The organism is Sinorhizobium sp. FG01 (assembly GCF_002531875.1).
In the GTDB taxonomy this organism is placed as follows: domain Bacteria; phylum Pseudomonadota; class Alphaproteobacteria; order Rhizobiales; family Rhizobiaceae; genus Sinorhizobium; species Sinorhizobium fredii_C.
This window is the reverse complement of the sequence record NZ_NWTB01000010.1, coordinates 242,112-264,655: the sequence shown is the minus strand read 5'-3', so window position 1 is coordinate 264,655 and position 22,544 is coordinate 242,112. Positions and strand designations below refer to the sequence as shown.

Below are 22,544 nucleotides of genomic sequence, written 5' to 3'. Positions count from 1 at the left end.
GCCTACATTCCCAGCTTGTCGATCATCGTTTGGGTGATCAGGCAGACGCCGTTCTCGGTCCGGCGGAAGCGCTTGGCGTCGAGCTCCGGATCATCGCCGACGATCAACCCTTCCGGGATGACCACCCGGCTGTCGATGACGACATTGCGCAGGATCGAATGCCGCCCGACCGTCACGTCGGGGAGAACTACGGCATTTTCGAGTCGGGAGTATGAATTGATGCGGACGCCGGTGAACAACAGGCTCTTGTTGAGCGTTGCGCCGGAGATGATGCAATCGCCCGAGACGAGGGACGAGGTCGCCGAACCGCGGCGATTGTCGTCGTCATGGACGAATTTCGCCGGCGGCTTGATCTCGGAGAAGGTCCAGATCGGCCAGGTGCTGTCGTAGATGTCGAGCTCCGGCGTGATATGGGTGAGGTCGATGTTCGCCTGCCAATAGGCGTCGATGGTGCCGACGTCGCGCCAATAGGCCTCGCGTTCGAAGTCCGAGCGGACGCAGGAATGGGTGAAGCGGTGCGCCACGGCTTTCCCGTGCTCGACGATATAGGGAATGATGTCCTTGCCGAAGTCGCGGCTCGATTTGGGATCGGCCGCGTCGCGGCGCAGCATGTCCATCAGGAACTTGGTGTGGAAGACGTAGATGCCCATGGAGGCGAGCGCCATCTCCGGGTTGCCCGGAATGCCGGGCGGATCGGCCGGCTTCTCGACGAAGGCGATGATCCGGTCCTTGTCATCCACATGCATGACGCCGAAACCTGTCGCCTCCATGCGCGGCACTTCGAGGCAGCCGATCGTCACATCGGCGCCGGAATCGACGTGCTGCTGCAGCATCAACTCGTAGTCCATCTTGTAGATGTGGTCGCCGGCGAGGATGACCATGTACTCGACGCCGTGATCCTCGATGATGTCGATGTTCTGGAAGACCGCGTCGGCGGTGCCTTCATACCATTGCGTCTCCGAGACGCGCTGGCTGGCCGGCAGGATGTCGAAGCTCTCGTTGCGCTCGGGGCGGAAGAAGTTCCAGCCGCGCTGCAGGTGCCGGATCAGCGAGTGGGCCTTGTACTGCGTCGCCACGCCGATGCGGCGGATACCGGAATTCAGCGCGTTGGAAAGCGCGAAATCGATGATGCGCGCCTTGCCGCCGAAATAAACGGCAGGCTTGGCGCGCCGGTCGGTTAGTTCCTTCAGTCGGCTGCCGCGGCCGCCGGCGAGAACATAGGCCATGGCATCACGGGCCAGGGGTTGAGTACGCTTTTCCACCATTTGTCCTCCCCAAGATCAGTTCTTCGAGGACCGCCCGGCGGCATTCTGCGACGCCTCGCGGGCCCCATGATTTCTTTCTATCCGTCCGCCGGCGGTGCCGACGAGACCCATTCCTCAATCCTGCTCCAGCATCAGCGTCGCCAAGGGCGGCAGCGTGATGGTGGCCATCGTCCTTCCGTTCGATTTCTTTTCCGCGAGAACGGCGCCACCGTTGCCCTTGCCGCTTCCTCCGTAGATCTCTGCGTCGGTGTTGAGGATTTCCTTCCAGCGTCCTGCCACCGGCAGCGGCACGTCATAGCCCTCGCGATAGACGGGGGTGAAATTGGTGACGACGGCGACCAGCTTCTCGCCCGGTGCTTTTCTCAGCCAGGCGAAGACCGAATTGCCCCGGTCGTCGGCAATCAGCCACTCGAAACCCTCGCCCTCGCAGTCGCGCGCATGCAGCGCCGGCTTCGCACGATAGGTGCCGTTCAAGTCGCGGACCAGCCGCCGCATGCCTTCGTGCAGGTGGTATTCAAGCAGGTTCCAGTCGAGCTGGCGCTCTTCCGACCATTCGCGCCATTGCGCGAATTCCTGCCCCATGAACAGCAGCTTCTTGCCCGGATAGCCCCACATGAAACCGTAATAGGCCCTGAGATTGGCGAACTTCTGCCAATCGTCGCCGGCCATCTTGGCGATCAGCGATCCCTTGCCGTGCACGACCTCGTCATGCGACAGCGGCAGGACGAAATTCTCGCTGAAGGCGTAGAGCAGCCCGAAGGTCATGTCGTTGTGGTGGAACTTGCGGTGCACCGGCTCGCGCGACAGATATTGAAGCGTGTCGTGCATGAAGCCCATGTTCCACTTGAAGCCGAAGCCGAGCCCGCCGGTGTGGACAGGATGGGAGACTTTCGGCCAGGAGGTCGACTCCTCGGCGATCGTCATCACGCCCTGATGAATGCCGTAGAGACGGGAGTTCATCGTCTGCAGAAAGCGGACCGCCTCGAGATTTTCATTGCCGCCATACTCGTTCGGCACCCATTCGCCATGCTTGCGCGAATAGTCGAGATAGAGCATCGAGGCGACCGCATCGACGCGCAGGCCGTCGACATGGAACTTCTCGGCCCAGTAGAGGGCGTTGTTGACGAGATAGGCGGCGACCTCCTCGCGGCCGAAATTGTAGATCGCCGTGTTCCAGTCGGGGTGGAAGCCCTGGCGCGGATCCTCGTGCTCGTAGAGCGCCGTGCCGTCGAACCAGCGCAGGCCATGCTCGTCGGTCGGAAAATGTGCCGGCACCCAGTCGAGGATGACACCGATGCCGACCTTGTGGCAGCCATTGACGAAACGGGCAAAGCCCTCCGGCTCGCCGAAGCGGGCGGTCGGTGAAAAAAGCCCGGTGGTCTGGTAACCCCAGGACGGGTCGTAGGGAAACTCGGAGATCGGCAGGAATTCGATATGGGTGAAACCCATGTCGGTGCAATAGGGGATGAGCCGCTCTGCCAGTTCGTCCCAGGTGAGCATATCGCCATTGTCGCGGCGCTGCCACGAACTGGCATGGACCTCATAGATCGCAATCGGCTGGCGGCGCGGATCGACCTCTTCCCAGTGCTGCCGATGCGCCTCGTCCTCCCAGACCTGGACGATCTCGGCTGCCGTTACCGATGCGGTATCAGGGCGCAGTTCCGAGCGCCGGGCGAAAGGATCCGCCTTTAGCGGCAGCAGCGTGCCGTCCTTGCCGAGGATCTCGTATTTGTAAGGGGCGCCGATCGGCACGCCGGGGATGAAGATCTCCCAGATGCCGGTATCGGTCCGCAGCCGCATGACGTGCCGGCGCCCGTCCCACTCGTTGAAGCTGCCGACGACCGACACGCGCCGGGCATTCGGTGCCCAGACGGCGAAGTGGAAGCCTTCGGCGCCGTCATGTGAGATCGGATGGGCCCCCATCCTGTCGAAGAGCCTGAGGTGCGAGCCTTCGCGGATGTAATAGTCGTCCATCGGTCCGAGGACGGGACCGAAACTGTATGGATCGACGACGATCCATTCGCCGCCCTTGTTGCGGGCGCGGTAGCGGACCGGCTGCTCCTTGCGGAGCGAGACGGGACCTTCGAAGAAGCCGGCACCGTCTCGCCGGTGAAGTGCTCCGATTTCGCTGCCGGAGAGTGTCTCCGCGACCACCGTTTCTGCGCCGGGGATGAAGCATCGTGCCACATAGCTTTTGCCGGATGCATGCACGCCGAGAACGGCAAAGGGGTCGCTGTGGGTGCCGGAAAGTATTGCCTCGATCTCCTGCGCCGGCAGGAAGCCTGACGCAGCTGGCGTTTCGTCCTTGCCGGGCGGTGAGGTCATCCAGCTCTCCAGATCTCACCGGCATATTGCCGGATCGTGCGGTCGGATGAAAACCAGCCCATGCGCGCCGTGTTGCGGATCGTCTTCGAATACCAGTCGGACGGGGTCGTCCAGAGCTGGTCGACTTCGCGCTGCGCCTTTGCGTAGGCTTCGAAATCGGCGGCGACCATGAACCAGTCATGGTTGTAGAGACCGTCGACGAGGCCGGCGAACCGGTTGCGGTCGTCCGGCGAGAAGACGCCGGAGGCGATTGCCGCGAGCGCCTGCGACAGCTCGCGCGACCCCTCGATGATGGCCCGCGGGTTGTGCCCCTCGGCCCTTGCCTTCGCCACTTCATCGGCGGTCATGCCGAAGATCTTGATGTTCTCCTCGCCGACCCAGTCGCGCATCTCCACATTGGCGCCGTCGAGCGTACCGATGGTGAGCGCGCCATTGAGGCCGAATTTCATGTTGCCGGTGCCGGACGCCTCCATGCCGGCGGTCGAGATCTGCTCGGAGAGATCGGCGGCCGGAACCATCACCTCGGCAAGTGAGACGTTGTAGTTGGGGACGAAGACGATCTTCAGGAGACCGCGCACTGCCGGGTCGTTGTTGATGACGCGGGCGACATCGTTGGCGAGCTTGATGATCAGCTTGGCGTGGTGGTAGCTCGGCGCCGCCTTACCGGCGAACAGCTTGACGCGCGGCACCCAATCGAGTTCCGGATGCGAGCGGATCTGATCGTAGAGCGCCACGGCCTCGATGACGTTGAGCAATTGCCGCTTATACTCATGGATGCGCTTGATCTGGATGTCGAACATCGCCGAAGGGTCGAGCCTGATGCCGAGGGTTCCCTGGACCAGCTTCGCCAGCCGAACCTTGTTGGCACGCTTGACGGCGGCGAAGTGCTCCTGGAAATCCGCCTTGTCGGCGAAGGCGTCGAGCGCCTGCAGGGCTTCGGTATTGTCCATGAACTCGTCGCCGATCGCTTCGCGGATCAGCGCGAAAAGGCCGGGATTGCACTGCATCAACCAGCGGCGCGGCGTGATGCCGTTGGTCTTGTTGTTGATGCGGTCCGGATAAAGGCGGTGCAGGTTGGCAAACACCGTTTCCTTCATCAGCTCTGTATGCAGTGCCGAGACGCCGTTGATGGAGTGCGAGCCGACAAAGGCGAGATTGCCCATCCGTACCCGTCGCTCGCCCGTTTCGTCGATCAGCGAGATCGAGCGGATCTCCTCGTCGGCCGCATGCTTCTGCCGGCGCGCCTCGATGAGGACCTTCGCATTGATGGCGTAGACGATCTGCATGTGGCGCGGCAGCAGCCGCTCGAAGAGCGGCACCGGCCAGCTTTCGAGCGCCTCCGGCAGCAGCGTGTGGTTGGTATAGGCGAAAGTCCGCCGGGTGATGTCCCACGCCTCTTCGAAGCCAAGCCCGTGGACGTCGGTCAAGAGCCGCACCAGTTCCGCCACGGATACGGCCGGATGGGTATCGTTGAGCTGTATGGCAACCGCATCCGGCAACGACGTGAAGTCCGGATATTGCTGCAGATGCCGGCGCAGAATGTCCTGCAGCGAGGCGGAGGAGAAGAAATATTCCTGCCGGAGGCGCAATTCCTGGCCGGCGGGCGTTGCATCGGCCGGATAGAGCACGCGGGTCAGCGACTCCGCCTTGTTGCTCTCGCGCAGCGCACCGATATGGTCGCCGGCATTGAAGGCGTCGAGCAGGATCGGGTCGATCGGCTGTGCGGCCCAGAGCCGCAGCGTGTTGACGCGCTTCGCCCGCCAGCCGACCGCCGGCGTGTCGAAGGCGGTGGCGATCACCCGTTCCGCCGGCTTCCAGACGTAGCGCTGAACTTCCTCGTCGATATTGACCGTTTCGACGCTCCCGCCGTAGCCGATCTCGTAGGAGCTCTCGCGCCGTTCGAATTCCCAGGGATTGCCATGCGCCAGCCAGGTTTCTGGCAGTTCGACCTGCCAGCCATCGGCCATCTGCTGGCGGAATAGGCCGTGCATGTAGCGGATGCCGTAGCCATAGGCGGGGACGTCGACCGTCGCCATAGATTCCATGAAGCAGGCCGCAAGGCGCCCGAGGCCGCCATTGCCGAGCGCGGCGTCGGGCTCGAGCTGCGCGACCACATCGATATCGACGCCGAGCGAGGCGAGCGCGTCACGCATCTCGTCCATCAGACCGATATTGGTCATCGCGTCGCGCATCAGGCGACCGATGAGGAATTCGAGGGAAAGGTAGTAGACCCGCTTCGCCCCGGTGGCATAGGTCTTGCGCGTCGACTCCATCCACTTGTCGGTGATCCGGTCGCGGGCCACCAGAATGGCGGCGGTCAGCCAGTCGTGCGGCTTGGCGACCTTCGGATCCTTGCCGATGCGGTATTTCAGGCGCTCCAGAATCTCGACGGCGAGCTGGCCGGGTTCGGAGGATCTCAGGGCCGGCTGCGGCAGTTCGTTGGTGGAGAGCCGATTCATCATGAGAACTGTCAAACCCTTGTTGCATTTCAGGAAACCGCAGGCCGAAGCGGCCGGGAACAGGGCATTTATGCATCGATCCGAAGCGCTTGCAACAGCTGTTTTTAAATGGATTAGATCGTTTCGACGCCGGGTACGGATGTACTTAGGCTTCTATTTCAATAGGTTCGCAGCACGAAAAATGCCATCCGGCAAAGGCCGAACGGCATGGGGAGGGGGGACAGCGGCGATTTCGGGCTCCGGTCCGACCAAAGCAGCCTGCCCGCCGGTGTCGCTCACTTCGTGAGGCGGGAAACCACTGCTGCGGCGCGCTCGCCGATCGCCTGGAAGGCCGCGACGAGGTCGGTGACTTCCTCGGCCTCGAAATAATGCGAGGCGGACGAGGCGCAATATCTCAGCAGTTCCTGGCCGCGCTGCGGCGCCATGAATGCGACGCTATAGATCTCGACTTTGTTGGCCTTGGCGGTGTCGCACCATTGCTTGGTGACCGTGTCGTCATTGGCGTAGTTGTTCTCGCCGTCGGTCATGAAGACGAGGTATTTCGACGGCACCTGGCCATTCTTGGCGGCGTGTGTCGTGTTTTCCGTCTCGGCAATGACCTTTTGGTAGGCGGTCTTGAAAGCGCCGGCCGAGGCCGTGCCCCCGGTTGCGACGAGCGCATTGACATAGCTTGCGGCGCCGCTCGTACCCCAGGCGAGTGTTCCGGCGGCATCCTGTACGGAGTTATAGGAGACCGCAGCGGTACGAACGTAGATCTGATCCGGATCGGCGACCAGCAATTGCGCCAGCAGGTCGCTCACCGCAGTCTTCAGGGCGTCGATCTTGGTGACGTAGCACGGGCTGGTCGCCTTCAGGTAAGGGTACTTGCTCCAGGTCGCTTCGGTATAGTTGGGGCAGCTCTTTTTTGTCGTGTTGATGGTGTTCGTCTTCCATGCCATCGAGCCGGATCGGTCGAGAACCAGATACATCGACAGCGCGTTCTTGCTCTCGGTCGCGCTTTCCGCCGTGGAACTCGCTTCGAGCTCGACCGAATCCGTCCCGAGCAGCCGCGTCATGGCGTTGAATTCGATGACTCGCTTGTTGACGACGGTCACCTGGAAGATTTTTCCCTTCGTGCCGTTCGGCGTCTCGGTGATGTTCACCTCGAGCGTGTTGACGTCGTCCCATGTTGGAGGCGACGATTGAGTGCCGGTCGGAGTTCCATCGCCGCTGACGGCCGGAGTATCCGGCGTCGTGGTGCCGCCCCCCTGGGTTTTCAGGAATTTGCGGGCGAGTTCCTTGGCTTCTGCGATACTCGGCTGTTCCTCGGAGACGAGCGCAGACGCCGCCGCAAGAGCGGCCGCATCGGTCGCGTCCTGCAGCTGGTTCTTCGTCATCAGCATATTGGCCATGTCGATGGACACGCCGCCGGCCGCGAGAAGCAGCGGCGCAGCGACCGCCGTCATCATGCCGAAATTGCCGCCCCGATCCTTCAGCATCTTCATGAAGGATTGGCCGATAGTGGACCGTCTTCCCATGCTGCACCCCCACACGTTATAGCCTGTCGCCTATGACACTAGTGGATGATGCGTTACCGTCCCGTTCAAGCAATCGCTGCAATCTTAACGAACCGCCGCAAAGCCCATGCTTTCTGTGGGGCGCCGGCAAGCGTGGATTTGCCTTTATCTGTGTGAAAACGGCACGAAGCGTGCCAGTTTCGGTCATTCCACCGGAATGACGTCGACGGCCTGTTCGGTGGTATGGCTGCCGTAGCTTTTCAGGACACCGATGACCGGCGCCACGTCGCCATAGTCGCGCCCGTGGCCGACGACGATATGGTCGGTGCCTGCCGGAATATTGTTGGTCGGGTCGAGCTCCATCCAGCCACCGGTTGTGCCGCACCAGAAGCGGACCCAGGCATGCATGGCGTCCGCTCCTTCCAGCCGCTCCTTGCCAGGGGGCGGCAGGGTCCTGAGGAATCCGCTGACATAGCCGGCGGGAATGCCTAGGCTGCGCAGCGCCACGATCATCACATGGGTGAAGTCCTGGCAGACGCCGCGCTTCAGCTTGAAGGCTTCGGCCGGCGTCGTCGTCACCGTCGTCGCTTCGGCATCATAGGCGAAATCGCGGTGGATGCGCTCGCAGATGGCGATGCCGATCTGGCGAACCGTCATGTTCTCCGCGGCGATCTCGCGCGCATAGGCGGCGATTTCCGACGCTTCCGGCAGCAGCGGGCTCGGGCCGATGAAATGGTGCGGCGACTCGGCATCGACCGACCAGCAGGAGGCGAGTTGCAGGGGCAGGCCGGCGAGAGGCGGCGAGAAATCGGCGGTGAGCGCCGTCGCCTCGGCCTGCACGCGCGCCTGCATGCGAATGACCAGGTGCTCGTGCATGGAGCGGAACAGGATGGAGGTGGTGGCGTTGGCGAAAAAGTCGACGCTCTCCGATCGCTCGCCGGGGGTGGGCTGGAATGTGACGGAGCCCGCTATGAGGCGCTGGCGGCCGGGAATCGAGGCGGGCAACACCCGCACCAGATGGCGACCGCCGCTCACCGGAACTTCGTAGCCGTAGGTGATCTTCAGGTTGATGTCATAGAGCATGCGAAGTGACGCCCTTGGTTCGATCGCGATGCGGTCTCGGTTCGTGGCTGAAACCCCTGCCCAACCCCTCCCTACAAGGGGGAGGGGCTAGGCGCCCGCGGCGATCGCCTGTCATTCCAGACTTGCGTCGAGCACAGAGGCTGACGGCGAGGAGGGGAGGGTGCGGCAAAGAGTTCCTCTCCCCCTTGTGGGGACGGGCTGGGGAGGGGTATTCGCATGCTTCGTTAGCCGCCATGCCGCCTTATACCATTCTAGCCGAGGTAGGTTTGGGCGAGCAGGTCGGAAAGTCTTTCCAGATCCTGCTCCAGCCGCCTGTAGACCGCCTCGGTCATTGCCTCGGGCGTCATCACCGCAAGGCCGGAGTGAAGCCGCATCGTCTCCCGGTAGAAGGGCGACATCTGGCCGTTGACGAAGGCATTCGGCAGCAGCTCTACCTCCGTCTTGATCTCGTTCAATTGGAAGAGCACCGAGCGTGGGTTGAGCGGATCGAGCGCCAGCAGGTCGGTGACCGTCAGGGCGGCCGTGTTGACGTTGTAGCGGCGGCGATGGGTCATGACGCTGTCGCCGATCTCGAGCAGCATGTCATAGGCGCCGTCCGGAGCCTCCGGTCCGGACATATGGCCGAGCAGCCGCGTCATGTGCAGGCCGCGCTCGAGATAGCGCCCGATCGACAGGAAGCGCCAGCCGGTAAAGCGATACATGTTTTCGTGGACGAGACCGGCAAAGCCCGCCAGCTTGCGCAGGAGGATGGTCATCGCATGGGTCGCGTCGTCGCCGGCCTGAACGGTCGCGTGGAACTTGCGCGCCGTCTTCGACAGGTCGTTCAGCGCGAGCCAGCCGTCGGGAGAGAACCTGTCGCGAATGTTGCCGGCGCTGAATAGGGCGCTGTCGATATTGGCGAGCAGGCTGGCAGGCACCGGCTGGCGCGTGCTGATATCGAGGGCCGCGAGATAGCTGCTGACATCCTTCAGGAGCGGCATGTTCGGATCCGCCGCCTCGGCGAAACGGGCGTGCCAGGCGCGCAGGATCCGGAGCGCACCCTCCGCCCGCTCGATATAGCGGCCGAGCCAGAAGAGATTGTCCGCCGCGCGGCTCGGCAGGCTGCCCGGCAGGTTGCGGGTGAAGCTCTCCTCGGCCGGCAGCAGCGTAGTGCGCTCGACCGGCTTTTCGCTGACGATCCAGACATCGGCGGCGGTGCCGCCCGCCTGCATGGCGATCGCCGCCACGTCGTCACCGGAGCCGATGCGGGCGAAGCCGCCGGGCATGATCTGCCAGCCGTCGCGGGTGCGCGCTGCAAAGACGCGCAAGCTCATCGGCCGCGGCGTCAGCCGGCCGCGCACCCAAGCCGGCGTCGTCGACAGCGTCACCACCTCCTGCCCGACCAGCTTGCCCCCGCCTGCCGCCAGCCATTCGGCGGCCGAAGTCTTGGTGGTTTCGCGCAGCGCCGCACCGAGCACCGATTGCCCGTTGTCGTCGAAGAACGGCCGCGTCGAATAGGCCGGGCCAATGACCATGCCCTCGATATTGCTCGCGACGTGCTGACGCTCCTGTTCCTGGCCGCACCACCAGGTGGCGATCGACGGCAGCTTCTGCTCTTCTCCAAGCAGGTGGCGGCAGAGCGTCGGCATGAAGGCGAGGAAGGCGCGCGTCTCGAGAATGCCGGAGCCGATCGCGTTGACGATCGAGACGGAACCGCCGCGTAGCGCTTCGACGATGCCGGGCGTGCCGATATGGGAGGATTGATTGAGTTCGAGCGGATCGGCAAAGGAGGCGTCGAGGCGGCGCCAGAGCACGCCGATCGGCTTCAGGCCGGCGACGGTGCGCACCATCACCCGGCCGCCGACGACCGTCAGGTCCTCGCCTTCGAGCAGCATGAAGCCGAGATAGCGGGCGATATAGGCATGCTCGAAATAGGTTTCGTTGGCGATGCCGGGCGAGAGCACGGCGATGCGGTCGTCCGGATGCAGCTTTTGCGCCTGAAGAGTGTCGCGGAAGGCCCCGAAGAAGCTCGCCAGGCGACGGACGTGGGTTTCGGCGTAGAGGTTGGAAAAGGCGCGCGTCGTCGCCACGCGGTTTTCAAGCGCGAAGCCTGCGCCGGACGGCGCCTCCGTCCGATCGGCAAGAACCCACCAGGTGCCGTCAGGCCCCCGGCCGATCTCGAAAGAACAGAAGTGCAGGAAATGTCCGTCTGCCGGCTTTACGCCGACCAGCGGGCGCAGGAACTGCGGATTGGAGCCGACGAGCGCCGGCGGCAGCAGACCTTCGCCCACCAGGCGGTTCTCGCCATAGATATCTGCAACGACCTTCTCCAGAAGCTCGGCCCGCTGGATCAAGCCTTCCGAAACGGCGGCCCATTCGGCTTCGTCGATCAACACCGGTATGTGCGAAAGCGGCCAGCTTCGTTCGGTGTTTTCCTTGCCGTAGGCGCGATAGAAGACGCCGGCGTCGCGCAGATAGCGGTCGGCACGGGCGAAGCGGTTGGCGAGCTCCGTTTCGTCCATGCGGCCAAGAGCGGCGAGCAGCCGCTGCCAGACCGGCCGGACATCACCCTGCGGGTCGAGCATTTCGTCGGCGACCCCCGGCAGGGCGCGATAGCCGAACGCCGGGTCGCCATCGAACCGCCCCTCGCCTGTTGCCTCTGCCGCCTGCTTCTTCGCCATTTACACTCCTGCCGGACGCCTCAAGTCGAGCGTCAGGGGAAACTCCGCCGAGGGTGCCTCGGATCGCAGCCGATACATGCCGGTCGTGTGCCCCCAGGGTTCGAAGCGCGCCAGCCGGCGTGCCTCCGCCTCGTTGCCGTTGACCGGAAAGGTCTCATAGTTACGCCCGCCCGGATGCGCAACATGGTAGACGCAGCCGCCGATCGCCCGATTCGACCATGTATCATAAACGTCGAATGTAAGGGGAGTGTTCACCGGCAAAACAGGGTGCAGGCCGGATGCCGGTTGCCAGGCCTTGTAGCGCACGCCGGCGACGGCGACGCCGTTCGTACCGGTTTTCGACAGCGGCACCGGCCGGCCGTTGCAGGTCACCGTGTAGCGATCGGGGTTGCCGGTTTCGAGCTTCACCTGCAGGCGCTCGACGGAGGAATCGACATAGCGCACCGTGCCGCCGATTGCACCCTGCTCGCCCATCACGTGCCAGGGTTCGAGCGCCTGGCGGATTTCGAGCTTCGCCTCCTCGTATTCCACCTCGCCGCAGAAGGGGAAGCGGAATTCAAGCTGCGCCGCGAACCATTCCGGCCGGAGGTCGAAGCCGTGCGCTTTCAAATCAGCGAGAACGTCGAGGAAATCCTGCCAGACGTGGTGCGGCAGCATGAAGCGGTCGTGGAGCGCGGTGCCCCAGCGAACGAAGCTGCCTTCGACAGGGTTTTTCCAGAAACGGGCGATGAGCGCGCGGACCAGCAATTGCTGGGCGAGCGACATGCGGGCATTGGGCGGCATCTCGAAGCCGCGGAACTCGATCAGGCCGAGGCGGCCGGTCGGACCGTCGGGCGAAAACAGTTTGTCGATGCAGATCTCGGAGCGATGCGTGTTGCCGGTGACGTCGACGAGCAGATTGCGGAACAACCGGTCGACGAGCCACGGGAGAGGCGGCACGCGGCCTGCGCCGGGCGAGGGCACCTGCGCCAGGGCGATCTCCAGCTCGTAAAGCGAATCGTGGCGGGCCTCGTCGATGCGCGGCGCCTGGCTGGTCGGCCCGATGAACAGGCCGGAAAAGAGATAGGAGAGCGAGGGATGGCGCTGCCAGTGCAGCACGATGCTCTTCAGCAGATCAGGCCGGCGCAGGAAGGGACTGTCATTGGGGCTGCGGCCGCCCACCACCACGTGGTTGCCGCCGCCGGTTCCCGTGTGGCGGCCGTCGATCATGAACTTGTCGGCACCGAGCCGGCTCTGGCGCGCCTCCTCGTAGATCGTCGTGGTGATGTCGACGCATTCGCCCCAGTTCGAAGCCGGGTGGATATTGACCTCGATCACGCCCGGGTCGGGTGCCACGCGGATGACGTTGATGCGCTCGTCTTGCGGCGGCGGATAGCCTTCGATATGGACGCTGAGGCCGAGCGCCGCGGCGGCCTTTTCGGTCGAGGCGATCAGATCCAGATATTCCTCGATGCTCGTGGTCGGCGGCATGAAGACACTCAGCCGGCCGTCGCGCGGCTCGACGCTGAGGGCGGTTCGCACCGAGCCGCCGATCTCGTCGCGCGAGGCGGGCAGCGGCGTCTGCGGCTCTTCGAAGGGCTGGAAACGTGACTGCTGGGCGCGTCCCTTCTCTTCGGCGAAGTCCGGCAAGTCTCCGCGCGAAACCGTGGGGTCGACGGGGTTGATATAGGGATAGGACGAGGGGGAGATATGGGGAAGGGAGGCGAGCGGCAGGCGATAGCCGACCGGGCTGTCGCCCGGCATGAGAAAGATGCGGCCGCGCCGCGTCGTCCACTTCTCGCTCGTCCATTTCCGGCCAGAGGCCCGAGAATTCCAGGCCTGCACCGGCAGCACGTAGCCGGTCGGCGTCGTCAGGCCGCGCTCGAAGACGCGGGCGAGACGGCTGCGCTCCTCCGGGTCCTTGAGCTTCGAGTTGGACGGATCGACATTGTCCGGCAGGTTCGCTTCCTTGACGATCCATTCTGCCGGATCCTCATAGGCCGGAACGACCATGTCGGCGGCGACGTCGAGCTCGCCGGCGATCGCGACCAGCAGGCGCTCGGCATCGCGCTCGGTTACATTATTCCTGCCGCGTTCCTCGGCGATGAGCTCCGGCCGCTGCCAGATCGGCAGGCCGTCCCGGCGCCAATAAAGCGAGAAGGTCCAGCGCGGCAGGCTTTCGCCCGGATACCACTTGCCCTGCCCGTAGTGCAGGAAACCGCCCGGCGCGAAGCGCTCGCGCAGGCGGCGAATGAGGGCGTCGGCCTTTTCACGCTTGGTCGGGCCGACGGCGGCGGTGTTCCATTCGTCGGATTCGAAGTCGTCGATCGACACGAAGGTCGGCTCGCCGCCCATGGTCAGGCGCACGTCGTTGTCGGCGAGCACCCGGTCGACCTCGTTGCCGAGCGCGTTGAGCGCCTCCCAGCTCTCGTCGGAAAAGGGCTTGGTGATGCGCGGATGCTCGGCGACGCGCGCGACCTTCATGTCGAAGGCGAACTCAGTTCTCGTGTCAGCATCGCCGAAGAAGCCGCCGGAGATCGGTGCGGCGTTGCGATAGTGCGGTGTGGCGGCCAGCGGAATGTGACTTTCGCCGGTCAGGAGGCCGGAGGTCGGATCGAGCCCGATCCAGCCGGCGCCGGGAAGATAGACCTCGGCCCAGGCATGCAAGTCGGTAAAGTCGTGCTCGGTGCCGGAGGGACCGTCGAGGGCCTTCAGGTCGGGCGTTAGCTGAATGAGATAACCGGAGACGAAACGGGCGGCAAAGCCGAGATTGCGCAGGATCTGCACGAGCAGCCAGCTCGAATCGCGGCAGGAGCCCCTGGCGAGCCCAAGCGTCTCCTCCGGAGGCTGGACGCCCGGTTCCATTCGGATGACGTAGCCGATTTCCTTCTGCAGCCGCGCATTGAGGCCGACGACCATGTCGACGGTGCGCTGGGGCGAGCGATCGACGCCCGCGAGAAATACGGAAAGCCTTTCGCCCGCCGGTTCCGGCGTCATGTAGATCTTCAGGTCCTCGCTGAGGTCTTCAGGGTACTGAAACGGCCAGCGTTCGGCCTCCTCCTCGACGAAGAAGTCGAAGGGATTGTAGACGGTCATGTCGGCGACGAGATCGACTTCGATCTTCAGTTCCGTCACCGGATCGGGAAAGACATAACGGGCGAGATAGTTGCCGTAGGGATCCTGCTGCAGATTGACGAAATGGTTCTCCGGCGAGACCCTCAGCGAGTGGCTGATGACCTTCGTCTTCGAATGGGCAGCCGGTTTCAACCTGATGATCTGCGGCGAGAGCCTTACCGGCCGGTCATATTTGTAATGAGTCAGATGATAGATACTGGCCTTGATCGACATGCAGCGTTTTTCCCCTCGATGGCGGGTCCGTCGCCCGCCATTCGAGACGACTTTGTGCAATGCAAAGAAAGAAAGCAAGCCGAAACCGAGACTTGGCCTGGGCCGGTCAATGTGCTCGATTCAGTATCAGACGGGCGGTGGATTGATCCTCGCGAAGCCCTCCTGCCGGTAGTAGGGGAAGTGAGGATAGGGCGCCGTCGTCGCGCTCGCCGCATCGAGGCGGGCGATCTGCTCGGCCGCCAGCGACCAGCCGCCGGCGCCGAGGTTCTGGCGGAGTTGCTCCTCGTTGCGCGCCCCGATGATGACGCTCGACACGGTCGGGCGCTGAAGCAGCCAATTGATCGCGATTTGCGGCACCGTTCGACCGGTTTCCTTCGAAATCTGATCTAGCACCTGGACGATGTCGTACAGCTTTTCGTCGTCAACCGGCGGCCCGAAAGCGGCGGTGTCGTGCAGCCTGCTTCCTTCGGGCCAGGGCTCGCCGCGGCGGATCCTGCCGGTCAGCCGGCCCCAGCCGAGCGGGCTCCAGACAAGCGCGCCGACACCCTGGTCGAGGCCGAGCGGCATCAGCTCCCATTCGTAGTCCCGCCCGACGAGAGAGTAGTAGACCTGATTGGCGACGTAGCGTGGATAGCCGTGGCGATCGGCAACCGCGAGCGACTTCATCAATTGCCAGCCGGAGAAATTGGAAACGCCGACATAGCGCAGCTTGCCGGAGCGCACGAGCATGTCGAGGGTCGACAACACTTCTTCGACCGGGGTGCCGGCATCGAAGGCGTGCAATTGCATCAGGTCGATGTAATCGGTGCCGAGCCGTCTCAGCGCCGCGTCGACGCCTTTGACGAGGCGTGCGCGGGACGAGCCGGCATCATTCGGTCCGTCGCCGGTCGGCAGCGATATCTTCGTCGAGACGAGCACGGCGTCACGCCGCCCCTTGATCGCCGCTCCGAGGATTTCCTCGGAAGCTCCATCGGAATAGACATCCGCCGTGTCGAAGAGGTTGACGCCCGCCTCGAGGCAAATGTCGACCAAGCGGCGGGCCTCCGCTTCCGCCGTGGTGCCCCAGGCACTGAAAAGCGGCCCCTTGCCGCCGAACGTGCCAGCCCCGAAGCTGAGCGCCGGCACCTTCAGGCCGGACGAACCAAGCCGTCGATACTCCATTCCAAGAACTCCTTAGTGCTCATGTCACCCATGCGAGGAGAAAGATGGAGCGGACGGCGTTTTGGATATAGACTGGCAACGGGAACATTATCTGTGAGTTGAGTTCACATGTCACGACCCTCGGTCAACCGCTCGGGTGAGATGGAAGTCTTCGCGAAAGCGGTGGAGCTCGGCGGTTTCTCCTCCGCCGCCCGCCACTTCCGCATGACGCCGTCCGCCGTCAGTAAGCTCGTGCTGCGCCTCGAAGAAAGGCTCGGAGTCCGGCTCGTCAACCGTTCGACGCGTAAGCTCCAGCTTACGCCGGAAGGCCATGCCTTCTACGAGCGCACGACGCGGATACTTTCCGACATCGACGAGGCGGAACGCTGCGCTTCGGCCGGCGAAAGCCCGACCGGCAGGGTGCGGCTGAACGTCAACGCCTCGTTCGGCACGCATGTCCTGATGCCGCTGGTGCCAAAGTTCCGCGAGCGATTTCCGGCGGTCACCCTCGATATCGTTCAGACCGATGCGGTGGTCGACCTGATGGAGGCGCGCGCCGATGTGGCGGTCCGGGCGGGGCCGCTCAAGAGCTCGACACTGATCGCCCGCAAGCTCGGCGCGACGCGGATGGTGATCGTTTCAGCCCCGTCCTATCTCGCGCGCAACGGCATGCCCTCAAGTCTGGATGAACTGCGGGCCCATGACCGGCTCGGCTTCTGCTATGCCCGCGCGGTCGACGGCTGGCCTCTCCGGCAGGCAGGCGAGACGATCGTGCTGCCCGCTTCGGGAGCGGTGCAGGTCAGCGACGGCGAGGGCTTGCGGCACCTCGCCCTTGCCGGCGCCGGGCTGGCCCGGCTTGCCGAGTTCACCGTGCGCGAAGACATGCGTGCCGGCCGGCTGCTGCCGGTGCTCGAGGACTTGAACCCGGGCGACCTCGAAGAGATCCATGCGGTTTTCCTGGGGCAGGGCGGGGCTCTCCCCTCCCGTGTGCGTGCGGTTCTCGACTTTCTTGCGAGCCATGCCCGCGTGACGCCGATGCTGCCCGACGAGCTCGATCGGCAGCGGTTGGGTGTGTCGGGATAGAAGAAGGCCCGCGGGGACCGCGAGCAATTTATTGATTGGCGCTTGCGTCAGCGCTTCGGTGCGACAAGCGCGAAAACTGCGCCCTGCGGGTCGGCGCCCTGCACGATCCAGGCGCCGCCAGGCACCTCCATCGGATCCTGAATGATCTTGCCGCCGCCGGACGTGACCCGATCGATCGCCGCATCGAGCGCCTCGACGTTGAAATAATAGAGCCAGTAGGGTGGCGCGGGGATTTCCTTCGGCTTGGTCATCATGCCGCCGATCGGCCGGCCGTTGAAGGCGAAGATCTGGTAGACGCCCATTTCGCCCATGTCCATCGTCTGGTCCTTCGTCCAGCCGAACAGCTTCGAATAGAAGTCGAAGGCGGTGTCGAGGTCGCCCGCCATCAATTCATGCCAGCCGACGTTGCCGGCTCCCATCTGGTCCATGGCCGGCGGCGGTTCGCCATCGCCCTTGAACAGCGCGAAGGCAGCGCCATGCGGATCGGTGACGATCGCGAAGCGGCCGACGCCGGGAATGTCGTCCGGCGCGCGGTGGACGGTACCGCCGGCGGCGGCGAGCTTGTCGGCGGTCGCGTCGACATCATCGACTGCCACATAGCCGAGCCAGGCCGGCGGCACCTTCATCTCGAGCGCACCGTCGGGCATGGTCATCAGGCCGGCGATCTGGTGCTCGCCCTTGGAAAAAAGCGTGTAGTTCATGTCCGGCATCCCCGCGTCGCGGGCGGACCAGCCGACAACGCTCTTATAGAAGGCTTCCGCGGCCTTCGTGTCCGTCGTCATCAGCTCGTACCAGATGAATTTCCCGTGCATTGTCGATCCTCCGGTTTGGGTCTATGCAGGCGACGCAGCGATCGCCATGGCTCCAGCTATCGGCGGCGATACTCCGCCCTCATCAGTTCCTTCCAGTCTCCGTCTGCCGCCTGGACGCGGGCCGTCAGCACTCTGCGGTTGGCGTCGATCAGCGTTATTCTGTCCTGGTATCTGGCGGACTTGCCTGGGTTCTCAAAGTCCGGGCCCTCGCAATTCAGAGCGAGCGTCTTGCCGTCGTCTTCGATCTCGCCGTCATAGACCCACATATGCGTCATCATCGAGCCGACCCACGTGCCGAGATAGCGGCCGGTCAGCGGATTGAAGCCCAGCGTCATCAGGGTCTGGCCGGAACTTCCGTCGGGCATGGTGCCTTGCCCTTCGCAAACGACCCAGAGTCCCTGCATCGAACGGACATTCTCGACCCATGGTTCACTCGACCCGCCGCTTCCCATCGACTCTTCCGACGTGACCGTCCATTCACCAAGCAGCTGTTCCAGCCATCGGTGTTCTTCCTGAGGCTCTGCTTTCACGTTCTCCTCCTTGGTTTTTTCGATTGCATCGCCGTGGTCTGCCGCGCCTCGATGCTACGCGGCACAGAGCGTCAGATAGGGCCGACGGCCCTTAAGTCCATTCGACCGCGGCAGGCAGGCGTGCGGTCACAGTCAATCGTCATACAGGTCGCAGTGGCGAACGAATTCCGTGCTCGAATTCTCATGGGTGAGAACGTCGAACGGTGGATGCATCGCCATTTTTGCTTGACTATTTAGGTTGATATCAACATTAGTCGAGCATGTCAAAGCTGCCGCTCATCCCCTTCTCGACCACGATCGTCGTCAGGGACAGCTGTCTGTGCCTGCATGTCCAGCGTGCCGCCCGGGCGCTCGCCCGCCGTTTCGACGAGGCGCTGAGGCCGCTCGACATCACCAATGGGCAGTTCTCGCTGATGATGTCGCTCAACAGGCCGGAACCGCCAAGCATGAGCGCGGTCGCGTCGCTTCTGGCGATGGACCGCACGACGCTGACGGCAGCGCTGAAACCGCTCGAGCGCCGCGGTCTCGTCGAGACCTTCGTCGATCCCGATGACAGACGGCTGCGCCGCCTGCGATTGACGGAAGCGGGAGAGCGGCTGCTGGCGGAAGCCGTCCCGATCTGGCAGCGCACGCATGCTGCGGTCGATGCGCAACTCGGCGACGTAGGTCCCGACCGGCTGCGGACCGACCTCCTCGCTCTCACGGAAACGCCGGCGATATGCGGCGCGTGATCAGGTCGGCGCGCGACGCTCTCCGAGCAGCGCGGCGAGTTCGGCGATCAGCGCCGTCGCCTGCCGCAGCCTCTCCTCTCCCATCTCAGCGCCAAGCGCGTTCGCCCAGACGGCCTGCCTTGCCGTGATCTCTGCGAGCGCCGCTTCCCCGCCGGGCGTGAGCGTCATCAGCTTGGCGCGCTGATGTGCCGGATTCTGCCGGTAGGCCAATAGGCCCTCGGCTTCGAGAATATCGGCGATGCGTTGCACGCCCTGCCGCGCCAGTCCGAGGGCGCGGGCCGCCTCTGCCACCGACAACGTCGAATGCCTTGCCGCAGCCAAGACCTGCCAGCGGGCGCTGGTCTGGCCGGATGGTTGCGCCAGCCTATCTCCTTCAGAGGTCAAGTGTCCGGCAAGGCGCAGGACCGAGATGGCGAACTCGGCGAAGGCGTCGCCGGAGGGAGTCCGTGAGGGCTGATTCATGTTGACAACATATTGTCATTTGCGATAGATGTATTTTGACAATAAGTTGTCATATTGGTTGATGATTGGCAAGAGAGCGCCGGGAGGAACGGGATGAAGATGACCTACAAGGGCAGCTGCCACTGCGGACGTATCCGCTATGAAGTCGATGCCGATCTCGAGGCCGGCACCAGCCGGTGCAATTGCTCCTATTGCTCGAAGACGCGCTATTGGGGCACGCTGGTGAAGCCGGAGGACTTCCGGCTGCTCTGCGAAGAAGCAAGCAGTGGCGACTATCAGTTCAACACGATGAGCGGCCATCATCGCTTCTGCCCGACTTGCGGCGTGTCGCCCTACGGCACGGGAAATGTCGAAGAGCTCGGCGGCGCCTTCGTCTCCATCAACGTTGCCTGCCTCGACGATATCGATCCGGCGGTGCTTGCCGCCCTGCCGATCCAGTATATGGACGGGCTGCACGACAACTGGTGGAATGTGCCGGCCGAGACGCGGCACCTTTGAACATCAGCGACAGCTGAGCTTGCTGGCTGCGGCGTCGAGACATGTCTCGAAAGCGGCGAGATCGGTGTAGATCGCATCGGGCCGGGCGTCGCCGACAATGACGACGCCGCCGCGGCGCTCGATGCCCGCATGCAGCATGAGGTTGTCAATCAGGCCGAAATCCTCGACCGACAGCCCGCCCGGATCGCGCAATTGACCGGCGGGATCCGGCTGCACAGCTCCCTTGAAGTGTTCGACAACACGGGCGGCGTGGTCGCGCGCCACATTCGTATAGGCGAAGACCGGCTTGCCGAGCGCGCACATGAAACCAAGCTCGAAGGTGGTGCCGGTATCGGCGGCAATCCCGCGAAAGGGCGTCAGATTGGCGATGATCGCGTCTGCTTCGAGCATCATCCGTTCATCCACGGCGCTGATCGCTGCCGCCCGTTCCCGTTTTGAATTGGTCGGAGGGATCTCAAGGTCACCCGGCGAAAGCGGTATCAGTCCGGCGGCACGCGTCAGAGACGCCTTGCGGTCGAGCATTTGGCGCGCGTTCGGAAGGAAGACTTCAGGTCCGGCCAAATAGACCTTCTTCGCCATGATTTCAGCCCCTGCACAGACAACATGGTTCGATCAGTGTTGCAATCGAGGCTCCGGAGCGGACGACGCTCACCCGGTCCGGGGCACCACTTTGAGCTGACGCGGTTTGGCTTAGCGGTCGCCGAGATCCCGCACCGCGCCGCGGTCGGCGGAGGTCGCGAAGGCGGCATAGGCCTTGAGCGCAGTCGTCACCTTGCGCTTGCGCGGCTCGGCCGGCTCCCAGCCTTTTGCGTCCTGCTCGGCGCGGCGCCTGGCAAGCTCGGCTTCGTCCACCCTCAGGCTGATGGTGCGGTTCGGGATGTCGATATCGATCATGTCGCCCTCGCGGACGAGCCCGATCGTGCCGCCATTGGCCGCCTCGGGCGAGACATGGCCGATCGACAGCCCGGAGGTGCCGCCGGAGAAGCGGCCGTCGGTGATCAGCGCGCAGGCCTTGCCGAGGCCCTTCGACTTCAGATAGCTCGTCGGATAGAGCATCTCCTGCATGCCGGGGCCGCCCTTCGGCCCCTCGTAGCGGATGACGACCACGTCGCCGGCCTTGATCTCGTTGCCGAGGATCGCCTTGACGGAGGCATCCTGGCTCTCGAAGACGCGGGCCGGGCCGGAGAATTTGAGGATGCTCTCGTCAACGCCGGCCGTCTTCACGATGCAGCCGTCAAGCGCGATGTTGCCCTTCAAGACCGCGAGGCCGCCGTCCTTGGAGAAGGGATGTTCGACCGAACGGATGACGCCCTTTTCCCGGTCGGTGTCGAGGTCGTCCCAGCGCGCCTCCTGGCTGAAGGCAACCTGCGTCGGGATGCCGCCCGGAGCGGCGCGGAAGAAGTTGCGGACAGTCTCGCTCGATGTGCGGGTAATGTCCCAGCGATCGATCGCGTCGCCGATCGTCTCGCTGTGCACGGTCGGGCAATCGCGGTTGATGAGGCCGCCTTTTTCCAGTTCGCCGAGGATCGACATGATGCCGCCGGCGCGGTGCACGTCTTCCATGTGGACGTCGCTCTTCGCCGGCGCGACCTTCGACAGGCAGGGAACCTTGCGCGACAGCCGGTCGATGTCGCCCATGGTGAAGTCGACCTCGCCCTCGTGGGCGGCGGCGAGGATGTGCAGCACGGTGTTGGTCGAGCCGCCCATGGCGATGTCGAGCGCCATGGCGTTTTCGAAGGCCTTCTTGCTGGCGACCGAGCGCGGCAGCACGCGCTCGTCCTCCTGCTCGTAATAGCGGCGCGCCAGGTCGACGACGAGATGACCGGCCTCGACGAAAAGGCGCTTGCGGTCGGCATGGGTCGCGAGCGTCGAGCCGTTGCCGGGCAGCGACAGGCCGAGCGCTTCGGTCAGACAGTTCATCGAGTTGGCGGTGAACATGCCGGAGCAGGAGCCGCAGGTTGGACAGGCGGAACGCTCGATGACCTTGACGTCCTCGTCGGAGACGCTGTCGTCGGCGGCAGCGACCATGGCGTCGACGAGGTCGAGCGCGTGCTTCTTGCCGTGCAGCACGACCTTGCCGGCTTCCATCGGCCCGCCGGAGACGAAGACGGCCGGAATGTTGAGGCGCAAGGCTGCCATCAGCATGCCGGGCGTGATCTTGTCGCAGTTGGAGATGCAGACCATGGCGTCGGCGCAATGGGCGTTGACCATGTATTCGACGCTGTCGGCGATGATCTCGCGCGACGGCAGCGAATAGAGCATGCCGTCATGGCCCATGGCGATGCCGTCATCGACCGCGATCGTGTTGAATTCCTTGGCGACGCCGCCGGCCGCCTCGATCTCACGGGCGACGAGCTGCCCGAGATCCTTCAGATGCACGTGGCCGGGCACAAACTGGGTGAAGGAGTTCACCACCGCAATAATCGGCTTGCCGAAGTCGCTGTCCTTCATGCCCGTCGCGCGCCAGAGGCCGCGAGCGCCGGCCATGTTGCGGCCGTGGGTGGTGGTGCGGGAGCGATAGGCAGGCATGACGTGTTCCTTCACGGACGAATATCGATACGCGAATATAATGGCGATGATGGAGCGCCTTGCAGGCGTACTAGCGCAAATTTGCGCGCGCGTCATCTTTCGCGTCAGATTATTTCCGCCGCATGAGCCCCGCGCAGCGCCGGT

16 protein-coding genes are annotated in these 22,544 nt (G+C 64.0%); 3 read left to right on the top strand and 13 right to left on the bottom strand.

Annotated elements, in window-relative coordinates:
* Nucleotides 1-2: 2 nt before the first annotated feature.
* The 8 genes from glgC to CO656_RS18765 all read right to left on the bottom strand — a co-directional run bounded on the left by glgC (nt 3) and on the right by CO656_RS18765 (nt 15,776).
* Entirely contained in the window at nt 3-1,265 is a 1,263-nt protein-coding gene (gene glgC, locus CO656_RS18800; protein ID WP_037420325.1) for a glucose-1-phosphate adenylyltransferase, read from the bottom strand.
* A gap of 114 nt (nt 1,266-1,379) precedes the next feature.
* Entirely contained in the window at nt 1,380-3,590 is a 2,211-nt protein-coding gene (glgB, locus tag CO656_RS18795) for a 1,4-alpha-glucan branching protein GlgB (protein WP_097526700.1), read from the bottom strand.
* On the bottom strand, nt 3,587-6,049 hold the full coding sequence (locus tag CO656_RS18790) for a glycogen/starch/alpha-glucan phosphorylase (protein WP_179864790.1): 2,463 nt from the start codon (nt 6,047-6,049) through the stop codon (nt 3,587-3,589). The genes glgB and CO656_RS18790 overlap by 4 nt, the downstream gene beginning before the upstream one ends.
* Before the next feature lie 275 nt (nt 6,050-6,324).
* Nucleotides 6,325-7,566 (bottom strand): VWA domain-containing protein, encoded by a 1,242-nt coding sequence (locus CO656_RS18785; protein WP_037420319.1) that lies wholly within the window; start codon nt 7,564-7,566, stop codon nt 6,325-6,327.
* A 183-nt stretch (nt 7,567-7,749) separates the two neighbouring features.
* The gene (locus CO656_RS18780; RefSeq protein ID WP_037420317.1) at nt 7,750-8,628 is read right to left on the bottom strand and encodes a transglutaminase family protein; all 879 of its coding nucleotides are present in this window, start codon (nt 8,626-8,628) and stop codon (nt 7,750-7,752) included.
* 251 nt (nt 8,629-8,879) lie between these two features.
* A complete protein-coding gene (locus CO656_RS18775) occupies nt 8,880-11,288 on the bottom strand; it encodes a circularly permuted type 2 ATP-grasp protein (protein WP_097526698.1) in 2,409 nt (802 codons plus the stop codon).
* Entirely contained in the window at nt 11,289-14,615 is a 3,327-nt protein-coding gene (locus CO656_RS18770; RefSeq protein ID WP_097526697.1) for a transglutaminase family protein, read from the bottom strand.
* A 126-nt stretch (nt 14,616-14,741) separates the two neighbouring features.
* Nucleotides 14,742-15,776: an aldo/keto reductase gene (locus CO656_RS18765; RefSeq protein WP_037420310.1), complete on the bottom strand. Its 1,035-nt coding sequence runs from the start codon at nt 15,774-15,776 to the stop codon at nt 14,742-14,744.
* A gap of 108 nt (nt 15,777-15,884) precedes the next feature.
* Between CO656_RS18765 and CO656_RS18760 the strand changes: the two genes are divergently transcribed.
* Nucleotides 15,885-16,838, top strand: a complete 954-nt coding sequence (locus CO656_RS18760; RefSeq protein WP_037420307.1) for a LysR family transcriptional regulator — start codon at nt 15,885-15,887, stop codon at nt 16,836-16,838.
* Between the two features lie 47 nt (nt 16,839-16,885).
* Here the strand turns inward: CO656_RS18760 and CO656_RS18755 are convergent, their stop codons facing one another.
* Both CO656_RS18755 and CO656_RS18750 read right to left on the bottom strand, forming a co-directional pair.
* Nucleotides 16,886-17,650 (bottom strand): VOC family protein, encoded by a 765-nt coding sequence (locus CO656_RS18755; RefSeq protein WP_097526696.1) that lies wholly within the window; start codon nt 17,648-17,650, stop codon nt 16,886-16,888.
* 56 nt (nt 17,651-17,706) lie between these two features.
* Complete coding sequence (locus CO656_RS18750) at nt 17,707-18,180, bottom strand: DUF1579 domain-containing protein (protein WP_037420303.1); 474 nt, start codon at nt 18,178-18,180, stop codon at nt 17,707-17,709.
* 260 nt (nt 18,181-18,440) lie between these two features.
* Here CO656_RS18750 and CO656_RS18745 point away from each other — a divergent pair, with 260 nt between their 5' ends.
* The gene (locus tag CO656_RS18745) at nt 18,441-18,911 is read left to right on the top strand and encodes a MarR family transcriptional regulator (RefSeq protein WP_097526695.1); all 471 of its coding nucleotides are present in this window, start codon (nt 18,441-18,443) and stop codon (nt 18,909-18,911) included.
* On the opposite strand, the gene CO656_RS18740 is transcribed toward CO656_RS18745, so the two are convergent.
* On the bottom strand, nt 18,912-19,373 hold the full coding sequence (locus CO656_RS18740; RefSeq protein ID WP_097526694.1) for a MarR family transcriptional regulator: 462 nt from the start codon (nt 19,371-19,373) through the stop codon (nt 18,912-18,914). It lies immediately after the preceding gene.
* A gap of 93 nt (nt 19,374-19,466) precedes the next feature.
* Between CO656_RS18740 and CO656_RS18735 the strand changes: the two genes are divergently transcribed.
* Entirely contained in the window at nt 19,467-19,871 is a 405-nt protein-coding gene (locus CO656_RS18735) for a GFA family protein (protein WP_037420295.1), read from the top strand.
* A gap of 3 nt (nt 19,872-19,874) precedes the next feature.
* Here CO656_RS18735 and CO656_RS18730 read toward each other — a convergent pair whose 3' ends face one another.
* Complete coding sequence (locus CO656_RS18730) at nt 19,875-20,450, bottom strand: nucleoside 2-deoxyribosyltransferase (protein ID WP_097526693.1); 576 nt, start codon at nt 20,448-20,450, stop codon at nt 19,875-19,877.
* 111 nt (nt 20,451-20,561) lie between these two features.
* Nucleotides 20,562-22,400, bottom strand: a complete 1,839-nt coding sequence (gene ilvD, locus CO656_RS18725; protein ID WP_097526721.1) for a dihydroxy-acid dehydratase — start codon at nt 22,398-22,400, stop codon at nt 20,562-20,564.
* Nucleotides 22,401-22,544 lie beyond the last annotated feature (144 nt).

What these genes read in the sequence shown, in the direction of transcription:
- CO656_RS18785 (WP_037420319.1), bottom strand. Translation starts at nt 7,566, where the DNA reads ATGGGAAGACGGTCCACTATCGGCCAATCCTTCATGAAGATGCTGAAG.
- CO656_RS18735 (WP_037420295.1), top strand. Translation starts at nt 19,467, where the DNA reads ATGAAGATGACCTACAAGGGCAGCTGCCACTGCGGACGTATCCGCTAT.
- CO656_RS18775 (WP_097526698.1), bottom strand. Translation starts at nt 11,288, where the DNA reads ATGGCGAAGAAGCAGGCGGCAGAGGCAACAGGCGAGGGGCGGTTCGAT.
- CO656_RS18780 (WP_037420317.1), bottom strand. Translation starts at nt 8,628, where the DNA reads ATGCTCTATGACATCAACCTGAAGATCACCTACGGCTACGAAGTTCCG.
- CO656_RS18740 (WP_097526694.1), bottom strand. Translation starts at nt 19,373, where the DNA reads ATGAATCAGCCCTCACGGACTCCCTCCGGCGACGCCTTCGCCGAGTTC.
- CO656_RS18745 (WP_097526695.1), top strand. Translation starts at nt 18,441, where the DNA reads ATGTCAAAGCTGCCGCTCATCCCCTTCTCGACCACGATCGTCGTCAGG.
- CO656_RS18730 (WP_097526693.1), bottom strand. Translation starts at nt 20,450, where the DNA reads ATGGCGAAGAAGGTCTATTTGGCCGGACCTGAAGTCTTCCTTCCGAAC.
- glgC (WP_037420325.1), bottom strand. Translation starts at nt 1,265, where the DNA reads ATGGTGGAAAAGCGTACTCAACCCCTGGCCCGTGATGCCATGGCCTAT.
- CO656_RS18765 (WP_037420310.1), bottom strand. Translation starts at nt 15,776, where the DNA reads ATGGAGTATCGACGGCTTGGTTCGTCCGGCCTGAAGGTGCCGGCGCTC.
- CO656_RS18755 (WP_097526696.1), bottom strand. Translation starts at nt 17,650, where the DNA reads ATGCACGGGAAATTCATCTGGTACGAGCTGATGACGACGGACACGAAG.
- CO656_RS18790 (WP_179864790.1), bottom strand. Translation starts at nt 6,049, where the DNA reads ATGAATCGGCTCTCCACCAACGAACTGCCGCAGCCGGCCCTGAGATCC.
- ilvD (WP_097526721.1), bottom strand. Translation starts at nt 22,400, where the DNA reads ATGCCTGCCTATCGCTCCCGCACCACCACCCACGGCCGCAACATGGCC.
- CO656_RS18770 (WP_097526697.1), bottom strand. Translation starts at nt 14,615, where the DNA reads ATGTCGATCAAGGCCAGTATCTATCATCTGACTCATTACAAATATGAC.
- CO656_RS18760 (WP_037420307.1), top strand. Translation starts at nt 15,885, where the DNA reads ATGTCACGACCCTCGGTCAACCGCTCGGGTGAGATGGAAGTCTTCGCG.
- glgB (WP_097526700.1), bottom strand. Translation starts at nt 3,590, where the DNA reads ATGACCTCACCGCCCGGCAAGGACGAAACGCCAGCTGCGTCAGGCTTC.